The 19,577-nt window shown below is 69.0% G+C and carries 17 protein-coding genes; 4 read left to right on the top strand and 13 right to left on the bottom strand.

Annotated elements, in window-relative coordinates:
- Window positions 1-9: 9 nt before the first annotated feature.
- Complete coding sequence (locus tag H2Q94_RS10085; RefSeq protein ID WP_243794200.1) at window positions 10-846, bottom strand: helix-turn-helix domain-containing protein; 837 nt, start codon at window positions 844-846, stop codon at window positions 10-12.
- A 139-nt stretch (window positions 847-985) separates the two neighbouring features.
- Here H2Q94_RS10085 and H2Q94_RS10080 point away from each other — a divergent pair, with 139 nt between their 5' ends.
- A complete protein-coding gene (locus H2Q94_RS10080) occupies window positions 986-1,378 on the top strand; it encodes a hypothetical protein (protein WP_243794199.1) in 393 nt (130 codons plus the stop codon).
- A gap of 229 nt (window positions 1,379-1,607) precedes the next feature.
- Here the strand turns inward: H2Q94_RS10080 and H2Q94_RS10075 are convergent, their stop codons facing one another.
- The 7 genes from H2Q94_RS10075 to H2Q94_RS10050 all read right to left on the bottom strand — a co-directional run bounded on the left by H2Q94_RS10075 (window position 1,608) and on the right by H2Q94_RS10050 (window position 9,940).
- A complete protein-coding gene (locus H2Q94_RS10075; RefSeq protein ID WP_243794198.1) occupies window positions 1,608-2,774 on the bottom strand; it encodes an LLM class flavin-dependent oxidoreductase in 1,167 nt (388 codons plus the stop codon).
- A 323-nt stretch (window positions 2,775-3,097) separates the two neighbouring features.
- Entirely contained in the window at window positions 3,098-3,172 is a 75-nt protein-coding gene (locus H2Q94_RS30900; protein ID WP_397545473.1) for a putative leader peptide, read from the bottom strand.
- 175 nt (window positions 3,173-3,347) lie between these two features.
- On the bottom strand, window positions 3,348-4,985 hold the full coding sequence (locus tag H2Q94_RS10070) for an ABC-F family ATP-binding cassette domain-containing protein (RefSeq protein ID WP_243794197.1): 1,638 nt from the start codon (window positions 4,983-4,985) through the stop codon (window positions 3,348-3,350).
- Window positions 4,986-5,088: 103 nt separating this feature from the next.
- Complete coding sequence (gene ssuE / locus H2Q94_RS10065; protein WP_243794196.1) at window positions 5,089-5,649, bottom strand: NADPH-dependent FMN reductase; 561 nt, start codon at window positions 5,647-5,649, stop codon at window positions 5,089-5,091.
- 301 nt (window positions 5,650-5,950) lie between these two features.
- On the bottom strand, window positions 5,951-6,898 hold the full coding sequence (locus H2Q94_RS10060; protein WP_243794195.1) for an acyl-CoA desaturase: 948 nt from the start codon (window positions 6,896-6,898) through the stop codon (window positions 5,951-5,953).
- Window positions 6,899-7,035: 137 nt separating this feature from the next.
- Window positions 7,036-8,166, bottom strand: coding sequence for a J domain-containing protein (locus H2Q94_RS10055; protein WP_243794194.1), 1,131 nt, complete (start codon window positions 8,164-8,166; stop codon window positions 7,036-7,038).
- Between the two features lie 466 nt (window positions 8,167-8,632).
- Window positions 8,633-9,940, bottom strand: coding sequence for a hypothetical protein (locus tag H2Q94_RS10050; RefSeq protein ID WP_243794193.1), 1,308 nt, complete (start codon window positions 9,938-9,940; stop codon window positions 8,633-8,635).
- A gap of 84 nt (window positions 9,941-10,024) precedes the next feature.
- On the opposite strand from H2Q94_RS10050, the gene H2Q94_RS10045 reads away from it, so the two are divergent.
- On the top strand, window positions 10,025-10,207 hold the full coding sequence (locus tag H2Q94_RS10045) for a PspC domain-containing protein (protein WP_243794192.1): 183 nt from the start codon (window positions 10,025-10,027) through the stop codon (window positions 10,205-10,207).
- A gap of 252 nt (window positions 10,208-10,459) precedes the next feature.
- On the opposite strand, the gene H2Q94_RS10040 is transcribed toward H2Q94_RS10045, so the two are convergent.
- The 5 genes from H2Q94_RS10040 to iolC form a co-directional block, all read right to left on the bottom strand.
- Complete coding sequence (locus H2Q94_RS10040) at window positions 10,460-11,956, bottom strand: CoA-acylating methylmalonate-semialdehyde dehydrogenase (protein WP_309501169.1); 1,497 nt, start codon at window positions 11,954-11,956, stop codon at window positions 10,460-10,462.
- A gap of 140 nt (window positions 11,957-12,096) precedes the next feature.
- Window positions 12,097-13,965, bottom strand: a complete 1,869-nt coding sequence (gene iolD, locus H2Q94_RS10035; RefSeq protein WP_243794190.1) for a 3D-(3,5/4)-trihydroxycyclohexane-1,2-dione acylhydrolase (decyclizing) — start codon at window positions 13,963-13,965, stop codon at window positions 12,097-12,099.
- Window positions 13,962-14,885, bottom strand: a complete 924-nt coding sequence (gene iolB, locus H2Q94_RS10030) for a 5-deoxy-glucuronate isomerase (protein WP_397545452.1) — start codon at window positions 14,883-14,885, stop codon at window positions 13,962-13,964. Before iolB ends, iolD begins: the two co-directional genes overlap by 4 nt.
- A gap of 192 nt (window positions 14,886-15,077) precedes the next feature.
- Window positions 15,078-15,959 carry a Cgl0159 family (beta/alpha)8-fold protein gene (locus tag H2Q94_RS10025; RefSeq protein WP_243794187.1) on the bottom strand — a complete coding sequence of 294 codons (882 nt, stop codon included), beginning with the start codon at window positions 15,957-15,959 and terminating at the stop codon, window positions 15,078-15,080.
- Window positions 15,960-15,983: 24 nt separating this feature from the next.
- Entirely contained in the window at window positions 15,984-16,946 is a 963-nt protein-coding gene (gene iolC, locus H2Q94_RS10020) for a 5-dehydro-2-deoxygluconokinase (RefSeq protein WP_243794185.1), read from the bottom strand.
- Between the two features lie 340 nt (window positions 16,947-17,286).
- On the opposite strand from iolC, the gene H2Q94_RS10015 reads away from it, so the two are divergent.
- Window positions 17,287-18,069 (top strand): GntR family transcriptional regulator, encoded by a 783-nt coding sequence (locus H2Q94_RS10015; RefSeq protein WP_243795641.1) that lies wholly within the window; start codon window positions 17,287-17,289, stop codon window positions 18,067-18,069.
- A gap of 467 nt (window positions 18,070-18,536) precedes the next feature.
- Window positions 18,537-19,454, top strand: a complete 918-nt coding sequence (locus H2Q94_RS10010; RefSeq protein WP_243794182.1) for a sugar phosphate isomerase/epimerase family protein — start codon at window positions 18,537-18,539, stop codon at window positions 19,452-19,454.
- Window positions 19,455-19,577 lie beyond the last annotated feature (123 nt).

Genomic DNA, 19,577 nt, shown 5'->3' with positions numbered 1-19,577 from the left:
GTCGACTCCTCACTGACGACAACGAAACCCGTCGGACAGTGTACGCACAAGCGCCAATGACTCATCGGCACTCAAAGCGGAATGCTGCAATTCACTGAACATCCTGGACAGCTCCGAGGTATCCCTTGAATTGTCCACAATGCGACCGCTCAACGGAGTGTCAATGAATGCCATGTCGGCTGTGTTCGCCGGGAACCGGAGCACCGCGAACGAGCCCTGCGGGCTCAGGTGAGCACCCGCCGCGAATGGCAACACTCGAATGACGACATTGTCCCGCTCGGCGTGCTTCAGCAGGGCGTCCAGCTGCTCACTCATCACACCAGCGTCGCCCCACAGCCGATGCAGCGCCTCCTCTGCGATCACCGCCCGCACCACCAGCGGATCATCATCGGACAGCCGTTCCTGCCGCCGCGCCCTCAGCTCCACCAAGTCCTCAATCTGCCCCTCACCGAACGTCATCCGTCCCGCTTTGTGGATCTCGCGTGCATAGTCGCGCGTTTGCAGCAGACCAGGAATGATCCCGAGTTCGAACGTGAACACCTCGATCGCTTCCTGTTCCAATCCAACGAACGGCGAAAACCATTTCGGCAGGTCGAACGGGTCCCACCATTCTGAGTCCTTCTGTGTTTTCGCCGCCTCACGCCGCAGGTTTTCGGCACGTTCTCGCGTCTCTTCGTCAACTCCGTACATGGCGAGCAGGTCCGCCAGCTCGCTGCGGTTGGTCTTGTAAAGACCGCGCTCCCAGTGGCCGATCTTGGCGACCGAGCAGTCCAGATGGGTGGCGGCTTGTTGCACCGTCACCTTGGCCGACTTCCGCAGATCGCGGATCAGCTTGCCCAGCGTCATCTGCCTTGCGTTCGACATGCGCCACTCAACTTTCGCCCGATCAGGGGGCTATCGAGGCTAGCGACTAGCCGCTAGCTTACAAGTCACTAGCTGACACGGAGAGTTTAAGCATCGCTACCGACAGTGCGAGGAGGTGGGCATGGATGGACTGGTACTCATCCACCACGCCGGGCGGCGTGGTCCACATGATCGAACCCGGTTCGCGCCGGAAAACGTTGTGCGGGCGGCTGCTCCGGACAGCTGCGACCCGCTGTGCGGCATCCTGCCCGGACTGTGCGCGGGAGTCGCTGCGCCGCCGCGCCCGCTCGCGCTGCTCCGGATCATCCGCGAGACCGGTGCGCCGTGGGCCTGCGGCCCCAGCGACGGACGATGGCATCGTCTCCAGCGGTCTGATCGAGGACCGCTGCGCTGCGTCTGCGGGCACCTCGTACACGGCCCGGCGCACCTGCGCCGGACCCGCCCGAACGCCGGGCACCTAGGCCGCGCGCTCTGCCCGTCCGCAACGGGCGCACTGCCGACTTTCATCGCCTGAATTCCGCGCTACGGCGCGAAGAACTCCCGGTTCGCGGCTCTCCCCGCCTCCTCCGAGCGAGCCGGGAACCCGCCCGGTCCCGACCCCGACACGGGCCGGGCGGAACCGGTCCCGCCGCTGCCACGCCGGTTCTGCCCCGGACGGCGGCAGGCAGCGGCGGGATCTCCGGTCGCACCCGGCCCACACCGGGTGCGACCGCGAAAATCATCGCGGATCGCGGAGAATCCGCTCAGGAAGCCGCCGCGGGCTCTGGGGAACCGGCGAACGGGATGCTCTGGCCCGCCGGCCGCTCCGGGTTGCCGGGGTGGCTCCACAGGCCCTTGCGCTCCAGGATCGGCAGCACGCCCTCGCCGAACCAGTACGCCTCCTCCAAGTGCGGGTGCCCGGAGAGCACGAACTCGTCCAAGCCGAGCGCGGCGTACTCCTCGATGCGCGCGGCGACCTCCTCGTGGCTGCCGACCAGCGCCGTCCCGGCACCGCCGCGCACCAGGCCGACACCGGCCCACAGGTTCGGGTAGATCTCCAGGTCCGCCGTGGAACCGCCGTGCAGGTCCAGCATCCGGCGCTGGCCCTCGGATTCGCTGCGGTTCAGGCCGCTCTGCACCTGCTCGATCGTCTTCGGGTCGATGGCGTCCAGCAGCCGCCGCGCCTCGGCCCACGCCTGCTCCGAGGTGTCCCTGCTGATCACGTGCAACCGGATGCCGAAGCGCGGCGTGCGGCCCTGCTCGGCGGCCAGCGACTTGATCCACGCGATCTTCTCCGCGACCTTCGCGGGCGGCTCGCCCCACGTCAGGTACACGTCGGAATGCTTCGCGGCCACGTTTCCGGCCGCGGGCGAGGAACCGCCGAAGTAGATGTCCGGCACCGGATCCGGCGTGCGCGTCAGCTCCGCGCCCTCCACCTGCACGTGCTCGCCGCTGAAGTCCACCCGCTCACCGCGCCACAACGCGCGCACCACGTGCAGGAACTCGTCGCACCGCGCGTAGCGGCCCTCCTTGTCGAGGAAGTCGCCGTAGGCGCGCTGCTCGTGGCTCTCCCCGCCGGTGACGACGTTGAGCAGCAGCCGCTTGCCCGAGTGCCGCTGGAACGTCGCGGCCATCTGCGCGCCCAACGTCGGCGACAGCAGGCCGGGGCGGAACGCGACGAGGAACTTCAGCCGCTCCGTGGATTCCGCGAGCATCGCCGTGGACAGCCACGCGTCCTCGCACCACGCGCCCGTCGGCGTCAGCGCACCCTCGAAACCGAGCTGTTCGGCGCTGCGCGCGATCTGGCCCAGGTACTGCAACGTGGCCGGTCGTGCTCCCGCCGCGGTCGAGGTCGCGACGCCGTGACCACCGCCGACGAGGTAACGACTGTCGCCGTAGGTGGGCAGGAACCAGTGGAACGTGAGCGACATCAGACTTCTCCGAGGTGTGCGTCGGGGATGAGCGGGCAGTGGATTCGGGAGTTCGGCGCGGGGTCCGGGAGTTCGGCGTGGCTTAGCGAGATCGCGGTCCGCAGCCCGCAGGACCTCGGTCGAGCGGATCACCGCCCGCCGTCCCGCTGCGAAACCGAGCGATTTCGGTTGCGCGGCCACCGTTTTCGACTCCCGGATCACGGGAAGCAGGTTCTGCGCGCAGGTGGTCGACCACCGGCCGGGATCAAGTTCGGGCGGTCGCGATCGCCAGGGGATCACGAAGCCGGGAAGTCACGGCGAACCGGTCTCGGCGGAACCGAACGTCAGCGACGACAGCCCTGCGCCGCGACGCGCACGAGATCCACGTGACGACGTCGGGTCAGCAGCGGCAACAACACCCGTCCATCCGAACAAAGCCCCCCACCACTGTCAATGTGACCCGAGTTGCCCCACCACACGCCGACACCGGGTCAACGGCCCATTCGACCGGTGATCTGACCAGCCCCGTGGAGTCAGAGGCCCATTCGACCGGTGGAAGTGGTGGCGGAGGCTCAGCTGAACGGCGGCGCCGGGTCAGGATTCGATGATGCGGCCGTTGGCGACGTGGAGGCGGCGGCCCACATGCACCGCGTCGAGCATCCGGCGGTCGTGGGTGACCAGCAGCAGCGTGCCCTCGTACGACGCGAGCGCCGACTCCAACTGCTCGATCGCAGGCAGATCCAAGTGGTTCGTCGGCTCGTCCAGCACCAGCAGGTTCACTCCGCGCGCCTGCAACAACGCCAACGCGGCCCGCGTGCGCTCACCAGGTGAAAGCGTGTCCGCCGGGCGCAGCACGTGCGCGGCGAGCAGGCCGAACTTCGCCAGCAGCGTGCGCACCTCCGCCGTCGGCCACTCCGGGACCTGCGCGCCGAACGCGTCCAGCAGCGCCTCCGTGCCGAAGAACAACCCGCGCGCCTGGTCGACCTCACCGACCACGACCCCGGACCCGAGCGAACCGCGTCCGCCGTCGAGCTCCAGCCTGCCCAGCAGCGCCGCCAGCAACGTCGACTTGCCCGCGCCGTTCGCCCCGGTGATCGCCACCCGATCCGCCCAGTCGATCTGCAGATCCACCGGCCCCAGCGTCATCGAATCCCGGTGCACGACCGCACCGTGCAGCGTCGCCACCACCGAACCGGAACGGGGCGCGGCGGCGATGCTCATCCGCAGCTCCCACTCCTTGCGCGGCTCCTCCACCACGTCGAGCCGCTCGATCAACCGGTCCGTCTGGCGGGCCTTCGACGCCTGCTTCTCGGTGGCCTCGCTGCGGAACTTGCGGCCCACCTTGTCGTTGTCGGTGGCCTTGCGGCGGGCGTTCTTCACGCCCTTCTCCATCCACGACCGCTGCGAACGCGCCCGCGCCTCCAGCGACGCGCGGGTGTCGGCGTACTCGTCGTAGTCCTCGCGCGCGTGCCTGCGCGCGACCTCCCGCTCCTCCAGGTACGCGGCATAACCGCCGCCGAACGCGCGCACCTGCTGCTGAGCGAGATCCAGCTCCACGACTCGGGTCACCGTGCGGGCCAGGAACTCGCGATCGTGGCTGACCAGCACGGTTCCGGCGCGCAGCTCGGAGACGAACCGCTCCAGCCGCTCCAAGCCGTCGAGGTCCAGGTCGTTGGTGGGCTCGTCGAGCAGGAACACGTCGTAGCGGCTCAGCAGCAGCGACGCCATGCCCGCGCGGGCTGCCTGCCCACCGGACAGGCTCGTCATCGGCTGGTCGAGCGCGACCTCCAAGCCCAGCTCGGCGAGGACGCTCGCCGAGCGTTCCGCCAGGTCGGCGCCGCCCAGCGCGAGCCAGCGCTCCAATGCCGTGCCGTACTCGTCGTCCGCGCCAGGACGTTCCTCGGTGAGCGCCTCCGTCGCCGCGTCCAGATCTCGTTGCGCCGCCGCGACACCGGTGCGCCGCTCCAGGAAACCGCGCACCGTCTCGCCGGGAATCCGATCCGGTTCCTGCGGCAGGTGCCCCACCGTCGCGGTCGGCGGGCTCAACCGCACCGAACCGTCCGTGGCGGGCAGCAGACCGCCGAGCATCCGCAGCAACGTCGACTTGCCCGCGCCGTTCACCCCGACCAGGCCCACCACGTCCCCGGGTGCGACGACGAGGTCCAAACCGGAGAACAGGACTCGCTCGCCGTGACCAGCGGCGAGCTCCTTCGCGACGAGTGTGGCGCTCATAAGGACTCTGATCCTAATGCCCTGGCCAGCGGCCGTTTCCGGGTGCACGAGCGAGCGCCCCGTCCGCCGATGCGGCGAACGGGGCGACGAGCTCACGGGCAGATCAGGCGGTGCGCCCCAGAGCCGTTCCGTGCGGAACGCCGTCGAGGGCTTTTTCGAACTGCTCCAGCACGTCCGAGAGGGGGCCGGAGCTGTCCTCGTGGATCGTGAGGTCGTCACCGGTGACCGTCAGGTGCTTGTCGATCAGGAAGAAGCTCTGCACCACGTGCCGTGCGCCCAACGAGCTCACCACCGGGCGCAGCCCGTAATCCAAGGCGAGCACGTGCGCCAAGCTGCCGCCCGTGGCCAGCGGCAACACCGCCTTGCCGTTGAAGCCGAACTGCGGCAGCAGATCCAGGAACACCTTCAACAGCCCGGAATACGCGGCCTTGTAGGTCGGCGTGGCCAGCACGATGCCGTCGGCGCGATGCACCTGCTGGCTCGCTTCAGCGATCTCCGGTGCCGACGTGTCGGCGCCCAGCAGCGGTTCCGCGGGCAACGTCCGCAACCGCAGGTGATCGGATTGGCGCCCCACGGCAGTGAGCCTGCGGGCAAGGTGGTCGGCGACGCGTTCGGTCTTCGAAGTCTTCGAAGGACTGCCGGAGATGACCAGGACGGTGGACACGCGCGTTCTCCTCACGGAATGTGGCCGATTCGAGCGGAATCAGACCGGAACGCGGCCGAAGAACCAGCGAAGTCCACAATGGACATCTGCAGGGGTGAGAGCCCACCTGCGGCGACGGCACGCGAAAACCGGCTCAACTGCTGGGACGACACCCCTGTGCAACGACACGCAGCAGATCCACGTGACGTCGCTTGGTGAACAGGGCCGGAAGCACGAAACCATCGCAACACCGCCACGAACAGGGTGTCAACAACTCCGGCGGCCAATCCCAACGCGCGGGACCGGGAATGCGACCGGTCGCTCAGTCCTCGGCGCCCTTGCTCAGCCGTGCCAGCCTGCGCGGCGTCGGCCACTTCACATGCGTAGCCCAGCCGAAACGCTCGAAAATCCAGATCAACCGCGCCGAGATGTCGATCTGCCCGCGCCGCACGCCGTGCCGCGCGCACGTCGGGTCGGCGTGATGCAGGTTGTGCCAGGACTCACCCATGCTCAGCAGTGCCAGCGGCCAGAAGTTCGCCGCCTTGTCCCGGCTCTGAAACGGGCGCTCACCGATGATGTGGCAGATCGAGTTCACCGACCACGTCACGTGATGCAGGAACGCCACCCGCACCAGGCCCGCCCAGAAGAACGCCGTCCACGCTCCCCACCACGTACCGGTCACCGCGCCGCCGACCACGGCGGGCAACGCCAGCGTCAGCAACGTCAACGGCCCGAACAGCCGGTGCACCAGCACGATGTCACGATCCGCCATCAGGTCCGGCGCGAACCGCTGCCGGTTCGTCAGATCCCGCTCGAAGACCCACCCCATGTGCGCGTGCCAGAACCCGCGCGCCAACGCCATCGGCGAAGTGCCGTACGCCCACGGCGAATGCGGATCGCCCTCCCGGTCCGAGAAGGCGTGATGCCTACGATGATCCGCGACCCAGTGCATCACCGGCCCCTGCACCGACATGCTGCCCAGAACCGCCAGCGTGATCCGCAACCAGCGCTTCGCGCGGAACGCGCCGTGCGTGAAGTACCGGTGGAAACCCACCGTCACACCGAGGATCGTGATGACGTAGAAACCGGCGGCGAGCCCCAGATCCCACCAGCTCAGCCCCCAGCCCCACGCCAGCGGCACCGCAGCGAGCAACGCCAGGAACGGCACCAGGATGAACACGTAGACCGACAGCTGCGGCACCCAGCCGCGACGTCCGGTCAGCAGTGGCGAACGCCCCTGCCGGGTCGCAGCGGATTCAGTGGTGACCATCGCGCGAGAACCTCGAATCTGGCGGGGGCTCGGATCGGCTGTACGGCCCACACTTCAGGTACCCGAGCCGCCAAGCAACGAACCGCACCTCACACCATGGTGAATTTCGCCTGATCAGGGCCGATCGGGCGATCGTCTCACCGCGTCACCACTTGCGCGAGCACCATCGTGAACGCATCGCGATCGACGGCCGCGGGCTCCTCGGCCAGCCACTCGCCCACCTCGCGCACCAAGGCCTCCGGGGTCAGCGGCTCGACCGCCGCGTCCTCGTCGGATTCGCCGATGGTGATCTCACCCGCCCGGTTCGGGTACAGCAGCAGCACGCCGCGCACCTCGACCTCCGGCAGCAACGCCTCGAACGCGGCCACACCGTTGGCGAGCCGGGTGGTGCCACCGCGGAACAGGTGGCCGTTGCGCCACACCTCGCAGTCCTCGTCGATCTCGTAATGCCCCGGCAACCACCGCTTCGACTCGATCAGCACCAGCCGGCGTCCGCACAGCACCGCGTGATCGATGTCGGCGAACACCGAGCCCGGCCAGGCGATTCCGTGGAAGATCCGCACCCCTGGAAGCCGGGTCAGGTGATCGGCCAACAGCTCCGCGGAACGCTGCTTGACCGCCTCGTCCGCGGCGACCTCCTCTTCGGCGGTGCCGCCGAACACGCGGCCCCGGTTCTCGGCTTCGAACAGCCGGTCCGTGCGATGCGCCTCCAGCAGGCGGCGCAACAGCACCAGCACCACGACCCCGGCCGACACCAGCAACGTCAGCCACACACCGAGCAGCACGCCGCTCAACCCCACCAGCAACCCGGCGGCCGCCAGCAGCACCCAACCTCCGGCCAACGCGAGCGCCGGGACCCGGTCCGGAGCCGTGACCGGCAGGTACACCACTCGCTCGGCCGGATCGACCTCGTCCCACCACGGAATGTCGGCCGAGTCCAGATCCGGCTCGGGCGGGGTGAAACTCGGGTCGTCGCCGAAGTCGCGACGCTTGCCGGGCCGGTACACCCAGCGCCGCGACGGCGAACGCTGCGGCCCGGCAGACTGCGGTTCCGGCTCCGGTTCGGCAGGCGGATCACCGTCGTAGTCGGCGCGGCGAACCGGATCGTTGAGCGTCTCGTAGGCCTGCTGCAGCAGCCGGAACGTGCCCGTGGTGCCGCCGACGTCCGGGTGCATGGTGCGCGCCAAGGTCCGGTACGCGGACTTGATCTCGGCGCTCGACGCCGACCGATCCACGCCCAGCAACTCGTAATAGTCGACCCCGCGCACGAAACTCCGTCCACCATCGGCGATCGGCCAGCCACGACCGCGCGGCCATGATAGTTGTTCCGTCCGTTTCAAGATCAACCAGATGTGACGTGCGGGCCTCGCTGCGCGACCGATTGGGCTAACCGGGTGAGGCGCGCAGCCACCACGCCCACCAGCCCGCCCCACGCCGGCGGCAGCCAGAACACAAAACCCCCGCACCGCCGCAACCGACACGCCCACCGAGACCCCGTAGGACGCCGGAGCCGACGTTGCGCAATGCCCGGCCCACCGCGGGCAGATCGTGGCGATTCGCGCACACCAGCGCGGCGAGCGCCGCCGGCGCCCGAAACCGACCGGACCTCACTCGGCTCAGCGCGGCGACAGCGACGTACCGGCGCCGCTCGAACGGCCACCGGCACGAATGCGGACACGAAGCGTGGCCGAGATCGTGGCGCATCCGTCTTCCCGGTGAAACCATTGCCCTCGTTCAGCGACGTTTCCGCAGGGAGTCGTAGTGGCGCCGCGCCGTGTCCCGCCGCCGCCGCAACTTGCTCACCTTCCGCGTCGTGTCCCGCAGCCGCGCGGACAAGTCGTCGAGGCGGTCGCGAAGCTCATCGCGGTCCCGTTCCTGATCATCGCGTTCCCGTTCGGCCGCGCGCAGCCCGTCCTCGGCCTGCCGCAGCAACTCGGCCGCCTCGTCCACGCCGGAGTCCGCTTCGGGACTGGGACGGTCCCGGGTGCCGCCCGTTCGCGGACGAGCTTCCGGCGCGCGGTCCGTCTTCACCCGCCCGGCGCGCTCCGTCTTCTCGGTAGCGGGTGCGGAGGATTTCGCTGTCCCCCGCTTCCCGGCAGCGGGTCCAGAAGATTTCGCTGTCCCCCGCTTCCCGGCAGCGGGTCCAGAAGACTCCGCTGTCCCCCGCTTCCCCGCAGCGGGTCCAGAAGACTCCGCCGTCCCCCGCTTCCCCGCAGCGAGTCCAGAAGACTCCGCCGTCCCCCGCTTCCCCGCAGCGAGTCCAGAAGACTCCGCCGTCCCCCGCTTCCCCGCAGCGAGTCCAGAAGACTCCGCCATCTCCCGCTTCCCGGTAGCGGGCGCGGAAGTGTCGTCGCTGCGCCGAGCCTTGCGATCGCCGACGGCTCGCCGGTCGGGGCCGGACCGGTGCTCCTCGCCGCCCCCGCCGGAACGTTCCGGGCTAACCGTCGCCTCCTCCCCGCTCCCGCCCCTGGTGCGCACGCGACCGCGACGACGACCGCCGGACTCGTGCCCGCGGCGGCTCGACGTAGCGCTGCGCATGGCGGCGACCGACAACTCGTCCAAGCCGAAACCGCTGTAAGTCAACGCGCCGCTGAGCGCGCCCGCCCGAACCCGGCGCCCCGACTCCGGTTCGGCGACGGCGGCGCCGAACGTCGACTCCACCTGCCGCCGCGCCTGCTCCCCCAGCGCCTTCCCGCTGCGGGACACCACGTCGGCGGCCCGTTCCGTCAGCTCCCGGACGAGTTCCGCGCGTCGCCGATCCAGCCGCCGGATCTCATCTCCGCGCAACCCGCGCTGCGCCGCGCGCAGCTCGTCGCCCACCTCGATCAGCTCGGCGACCCGATCCCGTTGCTCGGTGGACACCCGGTTCACCGCCCACGCCGCCGTCGTCGGCTTCCGCAACGCCTTGAGCGCCGACGCGAACTCCTCGTCCCCGGACTTCCGCGCCCGCTCCACCCGGCGGTCGCGGGCGGCGACGAACTCCGCCGGATCGCCCTGGTAGAGCTCCCGCAGCACCGCCTCCGGCACCTGTTCCCCGGCCATTCGCTCAGCTCAGCACGCGCTCGGCGAACCCGCACCCGAGTCCGGTGAGGCGTGAACAGCGGTGTCTGTGGGCACCCTGCGGTCATGACGATATCGCTGGAACGACCCCGTCAAGGAGCCATGATCGCGGGAGTGTGCGCGGGCATCGCGCACCGCTTCGGCTGGAGCGTCGGCCTGGTCCGGTTCCTGTTCGTGATCTCCTGCATCCTGCCGGGACCGCAGTTCCTGATCTACCTGGCGCTGTGGATCCTGATGCCCAAGCGATGACCTGACCGGCCCCGGAACGCGAAAAACCCGCTGACTCTGGAGTCAGCGGGCCTTTCCACACGGGCGGCCGAGGCGGCGGAGCCGCCCCTCCCTTGTGGCCACCCGGCACAGCCGTGCCCGGTCGTCGAGGTGGCGCCCTGCGACCGGCACGGCCAGCTCTTCACGCCGCGGCCCCCAGCCTAACCGCTCTGGGTGACATAAGCCCATGGTTCACCGCACTTCGGAAATCCCGAAGCGGACATTCCGGGGAGATCAGCTGTTCTGCGTGAAGCCCAAGTCCACGCCGCCGTCGCTCGGGTCCGGCCAGCGGGTCGTGATGACCTTGCCGCGCGTGTAGAAGTGCACCCCGTCGGCGCCGTAGATGTGGTGGTCACCGAACAGCGACTCCTTCCACCCGCCGAAGGAGTGGTATCCGACGGGCACGGGGATCGGCACGTTCACGCCGACCATGCCTGCCTCCACCTCCAACTGGAATCGGCGTGCCGCGCCGCCGTCGCGCGTGAAGATCGCCGTGCCATTGCCCCAGCGCGACGAGTTGATCAGTTCGACGGCCTCCCGGTAATCACTCGCCCGCACCACGCACAACACCGGACCGAAAATCTCGTCGGCGTAGGCGTCCATCTCCGGGGTGACCTTGTCCAGCAGGCTGACGCCGAGGAAGAAACCGTCTTCATGTCCCGGCACGGTGAGCTCGGTACCGTCTACGACGACCTCCGCTCCCTGCTCCCGAGCCAGCGGCACGTAGGAGGCCACCTTCTCCCGGTGCTCCGCGGTGACCAGCGGCCCCATCTCCGATGTTTCCTGATCGCCGGGGCCGATCGTCAGCACCCGAGCTCGCTCGGCGATCCGGCCGACGAGCTCATCACCGATCGGATCGACCGCGACCACGACCGACACGGCCATGCAGCGTTCCCCGGCCGACCCGTACGCCGCCGAGACCGCGGCGTCCGCCGCTTGATCCAAATCGGCGTCCGGAAGCACCAGCATGTGGTTCTTCGCGCCCGCCAGCGCCTGAACACGCTTGCCGTGCGCCACGGCGGTCTGCTGCACGTACCGCGCGATCGGGGTGGAACCGACGAAGCTCACCGCCGCGACGTCCGGGTGCGTCAACAGCCGGTCGACGGCCACCTTGTCGCCGTGCACCAGGTTCAGCACGCCGTCCGGCAAGCCCGCCTCAGCGGCGAGTTCGACGAGGCGCTGCGTTGCCGAGGGGTCCTTCTCGCTGGGCTTGAGCACCACGGTGTTCCCGCAGGCGATGGCGAGCGGGAACATCCACAGCGGCACCATCGCCGGGAAGTTGAACGGCGTGATGCTCGCGACCACCCCGACCGGTTGCCGGATGGATTCGACGTCGACCCTGGAGGAGACCTGCGTGGAGCTCTGCCCCTTGAGCAGCTGCGGTATTCCGCAGGCCAGTTCCACGATCTCCAGCCCGCGCGCGACCTCGCCGAGCGCGTCGGAGTGCACCTTGCCGTGCTCGGCGGTGATCAGCGCAGCGATCTCGTCGCGGTGGGCGTCGAGCAGCTCGCGGTACTTGAACAGCACCTGCGTCCGCTTCGCCAACGAGGACGTCGACCACGAGTCGTACGCCTTCGCCGCCGCACCGACGGCGGTGTCCACCTCGTCCACGCTCGCCAGCGGGACCTGCCCCGTGACGCTCCCGGTCGCCGGGTTCGTCACCTGCCCGTACCGGCCCGACGTACCGTCGGCGGACTGCCCGTTGATCCAATGCCGAATACCGTTCACGATCTCCTGAACCCTTCCGATCGGGGCGAATCCGTTTCCGGACACCCGTGTTCACCCACCGCGTCGAACCGACGGTTCCCGGTCCCACGCACCCGCCGCGAGGGAGCCAGCGGAGCTCTCCGCCCGGGTTCGAGGCAAAGCGGTCACAGGTGGTGCCGCTGGTTTCGTTTCTGCTGCTCGTAGTTCTCCCGGGCCGAGCGGGTGCTCTCCAGCGCCGACACCTCGGCCACCGGCACGTCCCACCACGCCTCGGGCGGTAACTGAGCTTTCTCCGGGTCGGTTTCCACGTACACCGCCGTCGGCCGGTCCGCCGCCCGCGCGGCGCGCAACGCCTCGCGCAGTTCGTCGACGGTGTCCGCGTGCAACACGTCCACGCCGAGGCTCCGCACGTTCGCCGCCAAGTCCACCGGCAGCGGAGCTCCGGTGAACCGGCCGTCCTGATCGCGGAACCGGTATGCGGTGCCGAAGCGTTCCGCACCGACCTTCTCCGACAAGCCGCCGATGGACGCGTAACCGTGGTTCTGCACCAGCACGAGGTTGATCTTGATGCCTTCTTGCACCGCGGTCACCAGTTCCGTCGGCAGCATCAGATACGTCCCGTCGCCCACGAGCGCGAACACCTCGCGGTCCGGATCGGCCAGGCGCGCGCCGATGGCCGCCGGAATCTCATAGCCCATGCAGGAAAAGCCGTACTCCACGTGGTACTGACTCGGTTGCCTGGCCCGCCACAGCTTGTTGAGGTCCTCCGGCAACGACCCCGCCGCGTTGATCACCACATCACGCTCGTCGAGGACCTGGTCGAGCGCCCCGATCACTTCGGCCTGGCCGGGTCGCTCCGCGCCGTCGGCCGCCCGGGTGACGCCGTCCACGACCTCGGCCCAGCTGCTCGCCGCCGCGCGGTACTCCCGCACGTAGTCCGCGGCGACGTGGTGGCCGGCCAACCGCTCGGCGAGTTCGGTGAGCACCGCCCGCGCGTCCCCGACCACCGGTATCGCGGCCTGCTTGTGCGCATCCGCCGCGGCGATGTTGACGTTCACGAACCGCACCTCGGGATTCGCGAACAAGGTGCGCGAAGCCGTGGTGAAGTCCGAGTAACGGGTGCCGACACCGATGATCAGGTCCGCTTGCCGCGCGACGTCATCGGAGGCCGCGGTGCCGGTGTGCCCGATCGAACCGAGTTCGCGAGGATCGTCGTACCGCAGCGAACCGCGTCCCGCCTGCGTCTCGGCCACCGGGATCCCCGTGACCGCGGCGAGCTCGCCCAACGCCTGCTCCGCCCCGCTGTGATGCACCCCGCCACCTGCGATGATCAACGGACGGCGGGCGGCGCGGATCCGGTCGGCCGCTTCGGTCAAGGACCGCGGGTCGGCCCGCGGACGGTCCACCCGCCAGGTCCGCTCGGCGAAGAACTCCTCGGGCCAGTCGTGCGCTTCGGCCTGCACGTCCTGCGGGAGGGCCAGCGTCACCGCACCGGTCTGCACCGGGTCGGTCAGCACCCGCATCGCCTCCAGCGCGGACGGGATCAGCGCCTCGGGACGCCAGATCCGGTCGAAGTACCGGGACACCGGGCGCAGTGCGTCGTTCACCGACACGTCCCGCGCATGCGGCAGTTCGAGTTGTTGCAGCACCGGATCCGCCGGCCGGGTCGCGAACACGTCCCCGGGCAGCAGGAGCACCGGCAGGTGATTGATCGTGGCCAGCGCGGCGCCGGTGACGAGGTTCGTGGCGCCGGGGCCGATCGACGTCGTGCACGCGTAGGTGGAAAGCCGGTTCCGCTGCCGCGCGTAACCGACCGCCGCGTGCACCATCGCCTGCTCGTTGCGGCCCTGGAGGTACGGCAGTTCGGGCGTCTCCAGCAGCGCCTGCCCGACTCCGGCCACGTTGCCGTGACCGAAGATCCCCCAGCATCCGGCGATCGAACGGACACGTTCCCCGTCGCGTTCGGTGTGCTGCCGCGCCAGGAACCGCACCAGCGCCTGCGCGACGGTCAGCCGTCTGGTTCCCGAGGTCATCGTTGATCCCTCCCCTGCTCAGCGGCCGGAGCCGCGTACAGCGGCAACCGCGGATCCACCGGCTGGTCCCGCCAAGTCTCGCGCACCCACGCGTGCGCCGGGTCGTCGCAGATCAGCCATGCCCGGTCCGGGGAAGGCCCGGCCATGACGTTCAGGTAGTACATGTCGTAGCCGGGCACCGCCATCGACGGACCGTGCCAGCCGTCGGGGATCAGCACCACGTCACCGCTGCGCACCTCCGCCAGCACATCGGTGTCCCGGCCCGGACCGGACGGGTACACCCGCTGGTAGCCGACCCCGTCGGCACCGTGGCCCGCGTCGATCTCGAAGTAGTAGATCTCCTCCAGCCGAGACTCGCCCTCGCGTTCGGTGTCGTGCTTGTGCGGCGGGAAGGACGACCAGTTCCCCGCCGGGGTCAGCACCTCCACCGCGATCAGCCGGTCCGCCTCGAACACGTGCGCCGCACCGAAGTTGTTCACCTGCCTGCTCGCCTGCCCCGCACCGCGCAGCTCGACCGGTACGTCGGAGGCCGCGCCGTAGCGCGCGGGCAGCCGCCGCTCGCACTCGGCGCCGGTGAGCGCGAACCTGCCGCCCGCTTCGGTGCTGATCCGCACCCGCGAATCCCTGGGCACGTAGGCGAAATCGGTGACGCCGCGGAAGACGCTGCTGCGGCCCGCGAGTTCGAACACCTCGGTCTCGCCACCACTGTCGTCCTCGGATCGAACGGTGCAACCGCCGGTGAGCGGCAGCACGATCCATTCACTGTCCTCAGTGGAGAGTTCGTGTTCCGCGCCCGCTTCAAGTTCCAGCACGCGCAACGACGAGTAGCCCCACCCGGCAGTCTCCGGGTCGACGTGCACGGCGTAGTCACCGCGCGCCGCCACGCCCGCAGGCCGGTAGAAACGGTTGTCCGCCAACACTTCCTCCTCCGTCCTAGAACCCTTTGGTTCTCCGTTCGGAAATGGTTTTGATCAGCCTCTTGCCAGCGACACAGCCACTGAGCAGTGACCACCCGAGCAGAACGACCACCGGGGTTCTCAGGTGTCATCCCACAGCGAGCGGACAGCTGAGGCCCCGCTACTCGCCCCACAACGTGGAAAAGATCCGGTCCGTCACAACAATCGGACTGCGGTGTCCACCGCTGAGGCCACATCCCCGTCCGGCGGATAGAGCAGGCTCCGACCTACGACGAGCCCCTGCACGTTCGGCAGTCGCAGCGCTTTCCCCCACTGCGCGAACGTCGCGTCTTGATCCGCTGCGACCTCGCCGCCCAGCAGCACGGTGGGCAGTGTTGTGGTCTCCATTACCGGGCCGATCCGCTCGATTTCGTCCACCACGGGCACTTTGAGCCAGGTGTAGGCGGACGTTCCGCCCAGCCCGGCGGCGATCGCGATGGACCGGGTCACCGCCTCCGCGGACAGGTCGTTGCGCACCTTGCCGTTCACCCGGCGAGACAGGAACGGTTCGACCATCGCCATCAGCCCGCGTTCGGCGAGATCGTTGACCGCTTGCGCGGCGCCGCACATCGTCTCCAATGAACCCGGGTCGGTGTAGTCGAGGCGCAGCAAGAGTTTTCCACCGTCGAAACGCAATTGTTCGATGTCCGCCGCGCGGTGCCCGGTGAACCGATCGTCCAATTCGAACTGTGCTCCGGCCAGCCCGCCCCGGTTCATCGAACCGATCACGACCTTGTCCTCCAACGCCCCGAGCAACAACAGATCGTCGAGCACGTCGGAAGTGCCCAGCACGCCGTCGACTCCTGGCCGCGCGAGCGCGATGCACAGCCGCTCCAACAGGTCGTACCGGTTCGCCATCGCGAGCGCGTCGTCACCGGCGCCCAGCGCGCCCCGGGCCGGATGGTCGGCGGCGATGACCAGCAGCCTGCCGTTCTCGCTCAACAGCGGCCTGCGACGGCGGGCCGCGGCCGCCTCCCGGATCGCCTCCGGGCGAGTGGCGCGTACCCGCGTGAGATCGGTGATGCTCAAAGTGGTCACTGTTCTCGCTTTCGCACTAGCCGCTCAGCGGGTGGCACCGGGGCGGTCGGCGGACAGAAGACTTTCGATCTCGTGCACGTAAGGCATCGCGGACGAACAGGCGAGCCGGGAGGCCACCAATGCCCCGGCGGCGTTGGCGAAGCGCATCGTGCGCGCCGGTTCCCACCCCGCGAGCAGGCCATGGCACAGCGCGCCGCCGAAGGCATCGCCGGCGCCGAGACCGTTGACGACGTCGACCGGCACCGGTGGTGCCACGACCTCCGCGGTGGCGGTGCGCGCGAGCACCCCGTTCGGCCCTTGCTTGACCACGGCCAGTTCCACTCCGGCGGCCAGCAGCGCATCGGCGGCTGCGTCCGGATCACGGGTGCCGACGGCCCGTTCGCACTCGTCGAGGTTGCCGACCGCGACGGTGGCGTGCTGCAGCGCCCGCCGGTACCAGGAGGTCGCTTCGTTGTGATCGGGCCAGAACATCGGCCGCCAGTCCAGGTCGAACACGGTGTGCCCACGCCGCGCCCGATGTTCCAGCGCCGTCAAGGTCGCCGATCTGCTCGGTTCCTCGGCGAGTCCGGTGCCGGTGATCCAGAAGATCCGGGCATCGGCGACGGCGTCGAGATCGAGTTCACCGGTCCGGATCTCCAAGTCCGGGGCCTTCGGATAGCGGTAGAAGTACAGCGGGAAATCGTCCGGCGGGAACAGCTCGCAGAAGGTCACCGGAGTCGGGTACCGCTCGACCGGCGTGACCCAGCGATCGTCCACGCCGAACCCGCGCAATGCCTGGTGCACGTATTCACCGAACGGATCGGCGCCGGTCCGGCTGATCACCGCCGTGGCACGTCCGAGCCGAGAAGCCGCGACCGCGACGTTCGTGGCCGATCCTCCGAGGTACTTGCCGAACGTCTCGACCTGCGGCAGTGGCACGCCCGTCTGCAACGGGTACACGTCGACCCCGATACGGCCCATGGTGATGACGTCGAACGGGATGCTCATCGGGCTGACCTCCGAAACGGGCTCAGGGAAGGGAATCGGCGAGGGCTGGGACTATCTGAACGCCCCCGGAGCACCCGGCGAGGTGCCGGATGTCCGGGTGGCGGGCGGATTTCAGGTACCGATCTCTTTCCGGTGTCCAGAACCGGGGTTCGTCGGATACCGGGATCGCGGGACCGCGCGTGCAAGGACGGCGGGATCGTTGGAACGGAGGGGCCGAATACCGCGCCGCGCGCTGTGATTTCGTGTCTACTCGGGTGTCACGCCGCATGTCAATAGTATGTCCGGACATACTTACTTAAGGGTGACACCCGATCTTGCTACCGTAAGGAACGTGACCTCCATGCAGCACCGATCCCCGCGTACGACCGGGACTTCCACCTGGGACCCGGCCAGCCGGATCACCGTGGACCACACCAGCCCCATCCCGCTGTACCACCAGGTGGCCACCCAGATCGAGGCGGCCATCGAGTCCGGCGACCTGCCGGTCGGCACCCGGCTGGACAACGAGATCGAACTGGCAGGCCGCCTCGGGCTGTCCCGGCCGACGGTCCGGCAGGCCATCGGCTCACTGGTCGACAAGGGCCTCGTCGTGCGCAAGCGCGGCGCGGGGACCCAGGTCGTGTTCAACAAGGTGAAGCGCTCCGTGGAGCTGAGCAGCCTGTTCGACGACCTCACCGAGATCGACCGCAGCCCCAGCACCCAGGTGCTGATCAACGAGGTCGAGCTGGTGCCGAACGAGCTCACCGGCACGCTCGGGCTCACCCGCACCGACAGCGTGCTGCACCTGGAACGCGTCCGGTACGCCAGCGGTGAACCGATCGCGCGGATGAACAACTTCCTGCCCGCCGAACTGATCCACCCCTCGACGGACTCGCTGATCGAGCGCGGGCTCTACCAGCTGCTGCGCAACGCGGGCGTGCCGCTGCACGCCGCGCGCCAAACGATCGGCGCACGCGTCGCGACCAAGCAGGACGCCGAGTTGCTGGACGAGCCCGAGGGCGCGGCGCTGCTGACCATGGAACGCACCACCTACGACCAGTCCGGGCGGATCGTCGAGTACGGCTCGCACGTGTACCGGGCGTCCCGCTATTCGTTCGACCTCTCGCTGCGCGGCGACGTCTGAGCCGCGCACTCCGCTTTCGACGCCGACCGGATTCCGTCGGCACACCCGCGGCCGGCCCGCACCACGCCTGACCGCGCCCACCGCCGCCGATCAGGACCCCTTAGCCACGTCCCGATCCGGCCGCGACACCTCACGCGCCCGGCTGCCCCGTCGCGGTGTCGATCACTCGAGTGGAATCGGCGCCGCAGCCTCCCCCGAGCGGATCACCGAGTTCATCCGTACGTAAGTATGTCAGGACTAATTCTTGACACGGCCCGTGCCGCGGTGAAAACTACCGCTACCGAACACACGGAGATCGGCGTCACAGTCGGCCCCGAACGACACCCTCGGAACGACGCCGCCCAGCACTCCGCGAATCCCGACGGCCCGCACTACTTACCGGGCCGTGAAAGCGGACATCCGCACCGGTTCCTCCGGTGCCGCAGATCGGACTTCCAGCCGCAACGCAGCAGCAGAAGGAGATTTCGATGACCAACGGCAACGGAGCCGGGGACCGGCTGCGGGTCGGTTCGGCACCGGATTCATGGGGTGTCTGGTTCCCCGAAGACGCGCAGCAGACCCCGTGGCAGCGGTTCCTCGACGAAGTCGCCGCCGCCGAATACCGCTGGATCGAACTCGGCCCGTACGGCTACCTGCCGACCGATCCGCACCGCCTGCGCGACGAACTCGCCCGGCGGGAACTGACCTTGTCCGCGGGCACCTGCTTCACGGCGTTCCACCACGGTGACGTCTGGGCGCAGACCTGGGAGCACGTTCGCCAGGTCGCCGAACTCACCGCCGCGCTGGACGCGAAACATCTTGTGGTGATCCCCGAAATGTGGCGCGACCCCGCCACCGGCGAACAACTCGAGGATCGCGCGCTCAACGACGGTTCCTGGCGTGCGCTGGGCACCGGCATCGACCGGCTCGCCAAGGCGGTGTACGAGGAATTCGGCTTACGCCTGCAGTTCCACCCGCACGCCGACAGCCATGTCGACACCCAGCAGCACGTCGAACGGTTCCTGGAGATGACCGATCCGACGCTGGTGACGTTGTGCCTGGACACCGGGCACATCTCCTACTGCGGCGGGGACAACCTGGAGCTGATCGAGAAGTACCCGAGCCGCATCGGCTACCTGCATCTCAAGCAGGTCGATCCGCAGGTGCTCGCCGGGGTGCACGACGATGATCTGCCCTTCGGCCCGGCGGTGCGGCGCGGCGTGATGTGCGAGCCGCCGAACGGGGTTCCTGCCCTGGAACCGATCATCGAGGCGGTTCGCGGACTCGACGCCGACCTGTTCGCGATCGTCGAACAGGACCTCTACCCGTGCGCACCGGAAGTGCCGCTGCCCATCGCGCGGCGCACCCGCGACTACCTGACCCGATGCGGAGCAGGCGTCCGCTGACGCCTCCCCCGGCAAGACCCGGCGTGCAGCACCCTCCACGGACCGGTCGGCGCCGAGCCGTCCTCTCGAACCGTCACCGCACACATCGCCACGTGCCGTTGTCATGCGTACGGCGCGATGCGC

The organism is Saccharopolyspora gloriosae, from assembly GCF_022828475.1.
GTDB classification, from domain to species: Bacteria; Actinomycetota; Actinomycetes; order Mycobacteriales; family Pseudonocardiaceae; genus Saccharopolyspora_C; species Saccharopolyspora_C gloriosae_A.
The sequence above is the reverse complement of the archived record's forward strand: the minus strand, read 5'-3'. Positions and strand labels throughout refer to the sequence as shown.

Coding starts and splice junctions, on each gene's coding strand:
- H2Q94_RS10045 (WP_243794192.1), top strand. CDS start 10,025: ATGACGATATCGCTGGAACGACCCCGTCAAGGAGCCATGATCGCGGGA.
- H2Q94_RS10075 (WP_243794198.1), bottom strand. CDS start 2,774: ATGTCGCTCACGTTCCACTGGTTCCTGCCCACCTACGGCGACAGTCGT.
- H2Q94_RS10050 (WP_243794193.1), bottom strand. CDS start 9,940: ATGGCCGGGGAACAGGTGCCGGAGGCGGTGCTGCGGGAGCTCTACCAG.
- H2Q94_RS10015 (WP_243795641.1), top strand. CDS start 17,287: ATGCAGCACCGATCCCCGCGTACGACCGGGACTTCCACCTGGGACCCG.
- iolD (WP_243794190.1), bottom strand. CDS start 13,965: ATGACCTCGGGAACCAGACGGCTGACCGTCGCGCAGGCGCTGGTGCGG.
- H2Q94_RS10060 (WP_243794195.1), bottom strand. CDS start 6,898: ATGGTCACCACTGAATCCGCTGCGACCCGGCAGGGGCGTTCGCCACTG.
- H2Q94_RS10080 (WP_243794199.1), top strand. CDS start 986: ATGGATGGACTGGTACTCATCCACCACGCCGGGCGGCGTGGTCCACAT.
- H2Q94_RS10085 (WP_243794200.1), bottom strand. CDS start 846: ATGACGCTGGGCAAGCTGATCCGCGATCTGCGGAAGTCGGCCAAGGTG.
- iolC (WP_243794185.1), bottom strand. CDS start 16,946: ATGAGCATCCCGTTCGACGTCATCACCATGGGCCGTATCGGGGTCGAC.
- H2Q94_RS10070 (WP_243794197.1), bottom strand. CDS start 4,985: ATGAGCGCCACACTCGTCGCGAAGGAGCTCGCCGCTGGTCACGGCGAG.
- H2Q94_RS10010 (WP_243794182.1), top strand. CDS start 18,537: ATGACCAACGGCAACGGAGCCGGGGACCGGCTGCGGGTCGGTTCGGCA.